Source organism: bacterium (assembly GCA_022616075.1).
GTDB lineage: Bacteria > Acidobacteriota > HRBIN11 > JAKEFK01 > JAKEFK01 > JAKEFK01.
The window spans coordinates 1-9,171 of sequence record JAKEFK010000308.1 but is presented as its reverse complement, the minus strand read 5'-3'; the positions used below and the strand labels follow the sequence as shown (position 1 = coordinate 9,171).

General features: G+C 48.5%; 8 protein-coding genes. 3 read left to right on the top strand and 5 right to left on the bottom strand.

The window, feature by feature from the left end; all coding sequences use genetic code 11:
- Positions 1–76: 76 nt before the first annotated feature.
- The 5 genes from L0156_24755 to L0156_24735 form a co-directional block, all read right to left on the bottom strand.
- Positions 77–1,864 carry an ABC transporter ATP-binding protein/permease gene (locus L0156_24755; protein MCI0606210.1) on the bottom strand — a complete coding sequence of 596 codons (1,788 nt, stop codon included), beginning with the start codon at positions 1,862–1,864 and terminating at the stop codon, positions 77–79.
- A gap of 3 nt (positions 1,865–1,867) precedes the next feature.
- Positions 1,868–3,625: an ABC transporter ATP-binding protein/permease gene (locus L0156_24750; GenBank protein MCI0606209.1), complete on the bottom strand. Its 1,758-nt coding sequence runs from the start codon at positions 3,623–3,625 to the stop codon at positions 1,868–1,870.
- Entirely contained in the window at positions 3,622–4,743 is a 1,122-nt protein-coding gene (gene bshA, locus L0156_24745; GenBank protein MCI0606208.1) for an N-acetyl-alpha-D-glucosaminyl L-malate synthase BshA, read from the bottom strand. The genes L0156_24750 and bshA overlap by 4 nt, the downstream gene beginning before the upstream one ends.
- A 168-nt stretch (positions 4,744–4,911) precedes the next feature.
- Positions 4,912–5,628, bottom strand: coding sequence for a bacillithiol biosynthesis deacetylase BshB1 (gene bshB1 / locus L0156_24740; protein ID MCI0606207.1), 717 nt, complete (start codon positions 5,626–5,628; stop codon positions 4,912–4,914).
- Between the two features lie 56 nt (positions 5,629–5,684).
- A complete protein-coding gene (locus tag L0156_24735) occupies positions 5,685–7,193 on the bottom strand; it encodes a bacillithiol biosynthesis cysteine-adding enzyme BshC (protein ID MCI0606206.1) in 1,509 nt (502 codons plus the stop codon).
- 67 nt (positions 7,194–7,260) lie between these two features.
- Between L0156_24735 and L0156_24730 the strand changes: the two genes are divergently transcribed.
- The 3 genes from L0156_24730 (at position 7,261) to L0156_24720 (ending at position 9,146) form a co-directional block, all read left to right on the top strand.
- Entirely contained in the window at positions 7,261–8,016 is a 756-nt protein-coding gene (locus L0156_24730; GenBank protein MCI0606205.1) for an RDD family protein, read from the top strand.
- A gap of 281 nt (positions 8,017–8,297) precedes the next feature.
- The gene (locus tag L0156_24725) at positions 8,298–8,609 is read left to right on the top strand and encodes a hypothetical protein (protein ID MCI0606204.1); all 312 of its coding nucleotides are present in this window, start codon (positions 8,298–8,300) and stop codon (positions 8,607–8,609) included.
- A 3-nt stretch (positions 8,610–8,612) separates the two neighbouring features.
- Entirely contained in the window at positions 8,613–9,146 is a 534-nt protein-coding gene (locus L0156_24720; protein MCI0606203.1) for a hypothetical protein, read from the top strand.
- Positions 9,147–9,171: the final 25 nt, after the last annotated feature.

Here is a 9,171-nt window from a genome sequence, read left to right as displayed (position 1 = left end):
GCGTGTTCCGCAGGCGAGACGCCCGCGCTACTTTTCCTAAGCGTGTTCCGCAGGCGAGACGCCCGCGCTACTTTTCCTAAGAAACAGATGTACGGTCCAGTTCCTGGTCTTTGTATTGAAGCTGATAAAGTTTTGAATACAACCCGCCTGGATTCGCCAGAAGCTCCTGATGCGTTCCTTCTTCCCGGACTTCGCCGTCCAGCAACACGAGAATGCGATCGACATTTTGGATGGTGGAAAGACGATGCGCAATGAGTATTGCGGTGCGCCCTTCCATCAGATTCGTTAATGCGCGTCGAATGACATATTCGGTTTCGATGTCTACGCTGGAGGTTGCTTCATCCAGGATGATGATGCTGGGTTCCGCAGCCAAAGCTCGAACAAACGTCAGCAACTGCCTTTGACCGAACGAAAGGTTCGAGCCTCGTTCCGATAGCAAGTGATCGTATCCCTGCGGCAAAAGACGAATGAACTCATCAGCTAGCAGATAAGTTGAAACAGACTTCATTTGTTCCTCTGTAATTTCTGGCCGGTCAAAGGTAATGTTCTCTTTCACCGTTCTTGAAAAAAGAAAGGCGTCTTGAAAAACAACAGCAATATCACGTCTCAATTGTTCATTCGAGATCCCGCGAAGATCTTTTCCGTTTAAAAGGATTTCCCCTTCGTAGCCATCATAAAAGCGAAGCAACAGACTCGTGATGGTTGTTTTGCCGGCTCCGGTTGGGCCCACAATCGCGATTTTTTCTCCATCTGCGATTCGGAAAGAGATATTTTTAAGCACTTGCTCTCCATCCGGGTAATGAAAAGAAACATTGCGGAATTCCACTGAGGCCAACCTTTGCTCCGGCATGGGTGCAGCTTCGGGTTGAGGGATCTCCTGTTTATTGTCCAGTAAGTTGAAGATGCGTTCCGAGGATGCCATCGCGGATTGCAGTATGTTGTATTTTTCACTCAAGTCGGCGATCGGGCGGAAAAACCGCTGCGTGTACTGAATAAACATGATGAGCGTTCCAAACGTGACTGCGTCAGAAAGGGTACGATTACCCCCGTACCACACAATCAGCGCAATTGCGATCGCTTCAATCAATTCCACGGCAGGATAAAAAATGGCGTATGCCGAAATCGATTTTTTCGTGGCCAGGTAATGTTTGTGATTGATGTGATCGAACTTATCGAACATCTTCTTCTCTTTTGTGAAAATCTGAATCACACCCATTCCGGAAATCGCTTCTTGCAGGAATGCGTTCATTTTCGCAAGCCAGTAACGCGTTTCGCTGTAAGCTGCCCTGGCTTTTCGCCGGAATAGAGCAGTCGTGATAAACAGCATCGGCAATACGGACAATGCGACCAGAGCGACGGCGGGATTGTCGTAAAGCATAGCAATCACAATGGCGAGCAATGTGAGAATGTCTCCCAAAATGGAGACAACACCGGAGGTGAACAGCTCATTTAAGACATCCACATCATTCGTTACCCGGGTCATCAGCCGGCCTACGGGATTCTTATGAAAGAAGTTGATCTCGCGGGTCTGGAGATGACTGAAAATTTGCACACGCATGTCGTACATGATGTGCTGTCCGGTCATCTGCATGATGTAGACCTGGCAGTAGCTTAAGGACATTTGTGCGACAAGAACGAGAAAATAGAGGCCGGCAATTTTGCTCAAGCCCGCCAGATCATGGTTTGTAATGTAACGGTCGATCGCAATCTTCACCAAATAGGGCGTAACAACCTGAAGGGCAGCAGTGGCAATGAGTAGAAACAGAGCGATGACGATCCGGCCTCGATAAGGCTTCAGATACACGAGAAGCCTCTTCATTAGGCCCCAGTCGTATTCGCGCGTTTGTATTTGTTCTTCTTCCATTGCCTACCTGTGAATATGCAGCTCTTCTTCAATCAATTGCTTTAAATAAAGGTCATAGTACAAACCGCGATCATCCAACAAGGATTGATGCTGACCTGATTCGGCGATGGTTCCATCCTCGAGAACAAAGATTCGGTCTGCATCCTGGATTGTAGAAAAGCGATGAGAAACCAGAATGCAGGTGCGTCCCTTGCGGAATTCCTGCAACGCCTGAAGGATCCGTTCTTCCGTATACGTATCCACATTCGAAAAAGAATCATCCAGGATCAAAATCGAAGGATCTTTTCCAAGCGCGCGCGCTATAGTAGCTCGCTGCTTCTGACCTCCGGATAAGGTAATACCACGCTCACCAATTATGGTTTGATACTGATGAGGAAAAATAAGAATCTCCTCTTCAAAGTGAGCCATACGGGCCGCGTGGGCAACCGAATCCGTAGCCGGTTCCTCCATACCAAACCCGATATTCTCCTGGATCGTTTCGGAGAACAGAAATGCGTCCTGGGGAACATAACCGATCTGTTTTCTCAGCAGCTTGAGCGGAAACTGTTTGAGCGGAATGTCATCGAGAAATATTTCACCCGATAGGGGATCATACATGCGCGGAAGCAAATGCAACAAAGAGGTTTTGCCTTCGCCGGTTGCTCCCACGAAGGCGACGGTTTGGCCCGGTTGGATTGTAAAACTGAGATCTTTCAGGGTCAATCGATCCTTGTCATATCCGAACGACACATTTCGGAATTCAATTTTTCCATTTATCTGATAGTCGTCCGGGACTGCCGGTTTGTTCGGGCTTTGAATATCGGGTGCCCGGTCAAGGATTTCATTGATTCTGCCCATTGATGCAGCGCCCCGTTGCGAAATGTTTACAACCCATCCAAGCGCAATTGCCGGCCAAATCAGCATCGCAAGGTACGTATTGAACGCAACAAATTCACCAAGCGTCAGCTTTCCTTGAATGACGTAACGTCCACCGAAAAACAGAACGATCAAGATGCCGATTCCGGCCATCATTTCTACCATCGGGTAGAGGACTCCCCACAACCGCACGAGTTTCCGGTTTTGCTGGAGGTACTCCAGGTTCTCTTTTTTGAATTCCTCAATTTCCTGTTGTTCACGCCCGAATGCTTTCACGACTTTGATACCGCTCAAATTCTCCTGCACAGTTGTGCTGATGCGTGAGAATTGTTCCTGAACATCCTTGAACCTGTTGTGGATGATTTCTCCATATCGAGTAACAAGCCAGGAAACCGCGGGCAAGGGCAACAGAGCAAATAACATCAGTTCCCAGTTGATCCATCCCATTCTGATCAGCGCAAACGTGAAGGTGAAAAGCGTGTTTACCGAATACATGATTGCCGGACCTAAAACCATGCGTACCGCCGCCAGATCGTTATTTGCGCGGGACATCAAATCTCCCGTGTACATCTTGTTGTAGTACGATGCTGATAGTAGCTGCATATGAGCGTAGAGATCATTTCGCAAATCGTATTCAATCTCCCTGGAAACGCCAATCATGATCTTTCGCATCAGGAACAGGAATGTCGCCGTCACAATTGTGGCCAGGAGAATTCCGCCGGCGTAGTAACCAAGACTGTGCTCCAGTTTCTTACTCTGCAGAGCATCGATTGCCTGTCTCAAAATATCCGGAGCCACGGTGGCCGCGCTGGTAGAGATCATCACGCAGAACATACCCAGCACCATGGGCCATCGATATCGATACAGATACGGCCAGAGCCGCTTCAGGGAGCTTAAACTACTCAATTGCCCAGCACCTTCTCGTAGTATTTTTCGTAAAGCGGAACGATTTTCTTTTGATCAAAAACTTCGATCGCCCTACGCCGTCCGTTCTCACCTAATCTCTGCCGCAGGCTGCTGTTGCGCAAGATTTCCAGCGAATATTCCGCCATCTTGTCCACATCTCCAAGATTTGCAAGAAAACCTGTTTCGCCATGAACCACGACTTCCGGAAGACCTCCCACTATGGTGGCAACAACAGGCACCTGGCAGGCCATGGCTTCCAGCGCGACAAGTCCAAAACTCTCCAGTTCGCTCGGCAGCAAAAAAACATCCGCGCACCCCATCAGATCAGGCAAATTATCTTGCCGGCCCAGGAACAAAACTTTCTCCGTGAGCTTGTTATCGCGACAGTAACGTTCTGCGACCGATCGTTCCGGACCGTCACCGACAAAAACCAGACGCGCTTCCATTTTTTTCAAAACGCGTTCAAAAATTTCAATGATGTTGATGATTCTTTTCACCGGGCGGAAGTTCGATGCATGAAGCAAAATCGGTTCTCCTCCCGGCGCGATCACATGGCGCGAGCACTTCGATTCCTCCGGCTTCTTGAAGAGATCCGTATCCACAAAATTTGGAATCACCTCAACATCCTGCCTGCCTACCTGTGTTTGAGTGAGTGTCTGAAGATACTTAGAAACCGTCGTCACGCCATCACTCTTCTTTATTCCAAACTTGGTGATCGGAAAATAGGAACGGTCCATCCCAACCAGTGTGATGTCGGTTCCATGAAGCGTTGTAATGATTTTTACTTCTCGACTTTCCACCATGCTTTTTGCAAGGTAGGCGCTGATCGCATGAGGTAAAGCGTAATGAACGTGAAACAGGTCGAGGCCCGCGTAATTTGCGATCTCGTACATCTTAGCCGCAAGTGCAAGATCGTAAGGCGGATACTGAAAGAGCGGATAGGGAAGCATGTCCACTTCATGGAAGAATATGCGTTCATTAAATTTGTCGAGACGGATTGGTAGCGCGTAGCTGACAAAGTGGATTTCGTGGCCCAGAACGGCGAGCTCTTTCCCGAGCTCTGTAGCGACGACACCACTGCCGCCGTATGTCGGATAACAGGTAATTCCTATTTTCACAATTCAGCCCCCTTGCTTGAGTGCCGAGCAATGAGTAATGAGTGCTGAGACAGGGTTAGGAGTTCTCATTGCTCATTACTCATTGCATTGCACTGAATCACGTAAATCTTAAATCTGTGTTGGACTTAACGCAAAGATCTTGGCGTCTTGGCGGCTTGGCGGTTCAAACTACCCCATTGCCTTAACGAGATCGGGAATGGCAATGGGCTCATTCGTGAGAAACGGTTCGGCATGCGAGACGCCGATCAGATTGCCCCAGTAACGCATTCTGGTTTCAATCATCTCCAGAAATGTGGGTTCGCTCAGAATCGTTTCCGGTTCTTTGCTATCAGGATCATAGAACTGCGATTTATGAGCTTTTACCACTTTCCATTTTTGTTCAATCTCAGCGCTAACATCCACTACGAAGGAAGGAACCACATCGTACAAGATTTGATGAAAGAGGATTCGTTTTGGCCGGAACCTTTTTTGTCCGGTTTCCAGTTTTGCCAACCCTGAAAGATAGCAGGCTTCGGTTACGATCTGAGATGTTGCCATATGATCAGCATGACGCGCGCGCCAGTAATGATTCAGCACAATGCTGGGACGGTACTTCCGTAATAGATGAATCACTTTCAAATGATTCTCACGGTTTACCGTGACCGAACCATCCGGGATATCCAGGCAGTCGCGCACTTTTGCGCCGATGAGACGGGCCGCTTCTTCGGCTTCGCGCTGACGAATCTCGCGCGTGCCGCGTGTGCCGAATTCGCCGCGTGTTATGTCGGCTATTCCCACCGAATAACCCTGTTTTGTCAGCTTGATCAATGTTCCGGCTGCTGCGAGCTCAATGTCATCCGGATGGGCCGAAAAGGCCAGGACATCCAGTTTCAAGTCTTCAGTCATCGGTCACTCCTTATATCGCGGGCGTCTCGCCCGCTCCTACGGACGGGACGTCCGCGTTACATATCGATCCATTGATGCGCTTTGGCGTCCCATTGAATTTGATCATAAACCTGTTGAATCAATTCGGGTAGCTTCATGGCAAACGAGAAAATATTCAAATAACGTTCCTGAACTTTTTCATCCGGATAAATCACGTTCTTTGCTTTTCGAATTTGCTCCGCCAGCATCAGATTCTTTCGCTTTGCAGCGAGAAATGCTTTGCGTTCCATTTTCCGAATCTGGTACTCCATTTTGCGAAAGCCAGTGAGCAAGCCTTTTTCGAGTGTGGGATCGATGCTGACGATCTCGGTCTTCGTTTTTTGCAAGGATGTCTTCAAGACATTTTCCAGATCCCTGAGCTCTTTTCTCGCTTTCTTCATTCCTTCATGATCGAGCAGGGCATCCACCAGCGTATCCTCGTGCAGGTAGATCTCCTCCGGTTTCAATCGGCTCATTTCCAGAAAACTGCGCGTAGCGGGTGGAATCAGCGTGATGGAAACCCTTGGAAATAGCGATGGTTGTGTGATCTCCATGGCTTCGTACCACGGATGTAATTGCGCAAAATAAGCAATTTCTGCAGGGCCGCCGACGTATCCAACCGTTGGAAAGATGTAATCCTGGAACAGCGGACGAAGCAATGCCGAAGGACTGAGCAACTCGGGCTTTAGATCGGTCTCTCCGCGTTTTACCGGAATTCTTTCCTCATCCTGAATTTTGAAAAGTGGTAGGCGGTCCTCTTCCATCTGCACCTGAACCGGATATTTTTGATCTTTTAAACGCGAGTTTTGTTGTTGCAGGATGCCCAAAAGATAGTTGACTTTGTCAACTAATTTCTCAAAGAAGGGAGATGCGATTCTTTTCAAAGAAGGATCGGATGGATCCACAATCAGGATCGGGAAGTCCCGCAGGATCCAAAGCAAAGTTCGCGCAAATGCGTGAGATAGAGTCGTGTCCGTATAGAAGCTCTTCACTTCCGGTCTTTTTATTTCTTGAAAAGCGCGGATGAGAATTTTGCGAATTTCTTCATTGTCCGTTTTAACTGTTCCAGCCGGTTGTCGTTTCAGAAAGAGGTGTTCCTTCAATGAAAACTTGAGCAGATCGTGGTTTTGTTTCAGCAGCGCGAAACTTGAAATCTCATTCAAATTGTGATCCTCTGTTGCCATCCAGAAGATGGGGACACAGGCAAGACCTTTCTTTTCAAAGACCCGGCTTTGGTGAATGGCGGTGAACGCTTTCCAGACTGTGTAGAGCGGGCCGCACAACAAACCGACTTGCTGCCCTGTGATGACACACCGCGTGTCCTCTTGACGGAGTTTTTGAATCAAAGAAGCGGTGGCGGGATTTCCGTAAGCGTTGTTTTGACGTTCCAGGATTTCGCACAGCTTTTCTCGATGCGGTATTTTATCATCACGGATCTTGTCGGGAGGAGGATAAAAAGCGGAAACTTTTTCGAAGTCGTAAAGGAAATCCAGAAAAAGATTATTGACTCCGGGAAGACGCGGAAAAGGGAGACTGTTCATCGGCATAAGTTTAACATTGCAATTGTAGGAGCGCCGCCCCTGCAAAACTTTTATCTTCTGATAGGATAGGACCATGCACTGGTATTACGCGGATGAAGGAGTTCAGGTAGGACCATTAACAGACACAGAATTCGAAGATCTGGTTCGCGTGGGAAAAGTCACCGACCGAACCATCGTTTGGCATGAAGGACTCAGCGAATGGCAACCGTATCGGCACGTGCGTCCTGCGATCGCGCGCCCGCCGTCGCCGCCGCCCATTTCCACCACACCATCTTTGCGATGCACGGAATGTCACCGCGAATTCTCACAGAATGAATTGATCCGGTATCGAGACTCCTGGATTTGTACAACCTGTAAGCCAATTTTCTTTCAAAGAATTCGGGAAGGCGTACCCATACCAGGAACGATGAACTATGCCGGTTTCTGGGTTCGATTCGGAGCGAAATTGATTGACGGCGTCATCGTCTGGGTTGTGGAGATGGCGGCGATTCTGGCGCTTGGTCCGTTGTTTGGATTCAACATGTTTTCCTCTCAGCCTCCGCAAAATCTATCTTTCCTGATCATTTATCCGTTTTTGTTTGCCGCTTCGATATTCTATTCCGTATGGTTTGTAGGAAAGTACAGCGCCACTCCCGGCAAGATGGCGCTCGGCCTGAAGATTGTAACTTCTGCAGGAGACCCTGTATCTTACACAAAAGCGCTCGCTCGATTTTTTGCGGAAATGCTCAGCGCTATCATTTGCTACATCGGTTATTTCATGGCGGCATTTGATGATCAGAAGAAAGCTCTTCACGATCACATCTGCGACACACGCGTGATTAGAAAATAATGGAAGAGGCCGATCAAGTTCCTTCTCTTTATTGCACGAGATGCCAGCATCAGCTTCCGTTAATTATTTTTCGTAGAGACGAATTCCGGCCCTGTCCTTCCTGCGGCGCGATGACTTACGGCGTACTTTTCCCGGCTTTTACAAAAGACGCATCGCCGTCCAGACCGGGTGAGACCTTAATTCTGGATACTGACGCCAGTTGTTTTTACCATCCACAGAAAAAAGCTGAGGTCGCCTGTGAATATTGCGGGAGATTTCTTTGCGCGCTATGTGATGTGGAGATGGAGAGAAAACATTTATGCCCGCCCTGCATCGAAAGTGGAAAACAAAAAGGCAGAATCAAGACACTGGAAAACAGGCGAACTCTTTATGATTCGATTGCTCTGTCCCTGTCCATTCTTCCCTTGTTGATTTTCTATTTCACAATCATTACTGCGCCCATCGCCATCTATATGGTTTTTCGTTACTGGAATGCGCCGACCAGTATTTTGCACCGCACCAAATGGCGAATGGTCGTTGCGCTCATTTTCTCAGCATCGCAACTCGTAGGGTGGGGTTTGCTTGCGTACTTTTTGATTTCGAGGTTGTCCTAAATCATGGCTCGCATCAAAGAATTCATAAAACTCCCCGGCAAGCGAATTTTTTCAATGGGTTTTGCGCGGAACAGTCTCTGGCTTGGCAAGGACCATCTTCTGCACGTGATCAACCGGGGATACAGCGAAGAATATCGCCGGTTCTATTACCGGGATATCCAGGCAATTCTTGTTCGCGAAACGTCCCTTGGAAAAACGTTCAGCATTATCCTGGGAATCATTGCCGGAGTCAGTTTGCTCTTTCTGGCACTCGGTTGGTTTGTCTGGCGGTGGGAAACTTTCGCTCTGATTCCGATGGGGATCGCGGCATTCTTGTGGCTTGTCCTGTTTGTGGTTCAGATTGCCTCCGGACCTACATGCATATGTCATCTTCGCACGGCCGTTCAATTTGAACAGTTACCTTCCTTGAGACGAGTTCGATCGGCTCGGAAGGCAATTGCAATGCTTCGCCAACGTGTGGAAGCGGCGCAAGGACCCTTTGCAACGGTAGTGCCTCTCGCTCCGCAGCCACGGATAAATACAAATGAACAAAGATAGTCTAAACGAAGTAGCGCGGACGTCT

What these genes read in the sequence shown, in the direction of transcription:
- L0156_24730 (MCI0606205.1), top strand. Translation starts at nt 7,261, where the DNA reads ATGCACTGGTATTACGCGGATGAAGGAGTTCAGGTAGGACCATTAACA.
- L0156_24725 (MCI0606204.1), top strand. Translation starts at nt 8,298, where the DNA reads ATGGAGAGAAAACATTTATGCCCGCCCTGCATCGAAAGTGGAAAACAA.
- bshB1 (MCI0606207.1), bottom strand. Translation starts at nt 5,628, where the DNA reads ATGACTGAAGACTTGAAACTGGATGTCCTGGCCTTTTCGGCCCATCCG.
- L0156_24720 (MCI0606203.1), top strand. Translation starts at nt 8,613, where the DNA reads ATGGCTCGCATCAAAGAATTCATAAAACTCCCCGGCAAGCGAATTTTT.
- L0156_24755 (MCI0606210.1), bottom strand. Translation starts at nt 1,864, where the DNA reads ATGGAAGAAGAACAAATACAAACGCGCGAATACGACTGGGGCCTAATG.
- L0156_24735 (MCI0606206.1), bottom strand. Translation starts at nt 7,193, where the DNA reads ATGCCGATGAACAGTCTCCCTTTTCCGCGTCTTCCCGGAGTCAATAAT.